This window comes from Mycobacterium sp. ACS4331 (assembly GCF_001667265.1).
In the GTDB taxonomy this organism is placed as follows: domain Bacteria; phylum Actinomycetota; class Actinomycetes; order Mycobacteriales; family Mycobacteriaceae; genus Mycobacterium.
Genome location: NZ_LZHW01000108.1, coordinates 1 through 1,109, shown reverse-complemented (window position 1 = coordinate 1,109; position 1,109 = coordinate 1). Strand labels below are relative to the sequence as shown.

The window sequence follows — 1,109 nt, the reverse complement described above, 5'->3', positions numbered from 1 at the left end:
TGTGATGTCCAGGGAGGTTGGTCAGTCGGGTGACCGGCGGCTGGCCTCCGAGGGCGGAGTGGGCTCGGTGATGATTGTAGAAATGCAGCCAGCCCGGTAGGGCGGCGTTGCGGTGTTCTGTTGATACGTAGAGCTGTGCGTAGGCCCAGCCGTCGGCCAATGTGCGGTGGAATCGCTCGATCTTGCCGTTGGTCTGTGGCCGGTAGGGGCGGGTCCGTTTCGCGGCGATTCCCAGTTCGGTGCAGGCATCGCGCCAGGCGTAGGACTTGTAGGCCGAGCCGTTGTCGGAGAGGACTCGTTCGACGATGACGCCGTGCTCGGCGAACCATGCGACAGCGCGTTGAAGCACGCCGATGGCGGTCGCAGCCTTTTCGTCGGTGCAGATCTCGGCGTAGGCGATCCGGGAGTGATCGTCGATGACGGTGTGCACGAACGCAATTCCGATCTTGGGTCTGTATCTCTGGCCGCGTTCACCGGTCCGGTGGGCCGTCTGCCTGGCGTTGCGTCGGCTCTGTTGTCGACTCAGAAACCTGTGTCCGCCGCCGTCGGGGATGTTGCCGAATTTGGTGACATCGACGTGGATCAACGATCCAGGGTAGGGGTGTTCGTAGCGGCGCAGCGGCTCGCCGGTGACCCGGTCGATGTGCGATAGCCGGTTGATCCGGCAGCGGGTCAACACGGCGTGCACTGTCGAGGCTGCCATGCCGAGTTGGCCAGCGATCTGAACTGGCCCCAGTCGCCTGCGCCACCGTAGTTTCACGACCCGCCGCACCGTGCTGAGTGTCGTCTTGGTCGGGCTGCGATGCGGTCGCGAGCTGCGGTCGAGCATCCCGGCCGGCCCTTCGGCCCGGTACCGGTCGGCCCATTTCTTGGCGGTTCGGGCAGCGACCATGAACATTTTGGCAGCTGCGGTATACGTCCAGCCGTCATCGACGATGAGCCGGGCGAGCCTCAAACGTGCGCGCGGAGTCAGTGCAGCGTTAGCGTGGGACACGAAGGCCTCCTGGTTGGTGAAGCGGTTCCTAGACAGCTCCACTTCACAACCGGAGGCCTTCACCTGTCACACAGGCTCACCGATACCAAACCGGACAACGTCCCTGGACATCACA

At 63.9% G+C, this 1,109-nt stretch carries 1 protein-coding gene; it reads right to left on the bottom strand.

All coding sequences use genetic code 11. From position 1 onward, the window contains the following. On the bottom strand, positions 1–994 hold a 994-nt coding region (locus A5727_RS25760; protein ID WP_157521570.1), incomplete at its 3' end, for an IS481 family transposase. Positions 995–1,109: the final 115 nt, after the last annotated feature.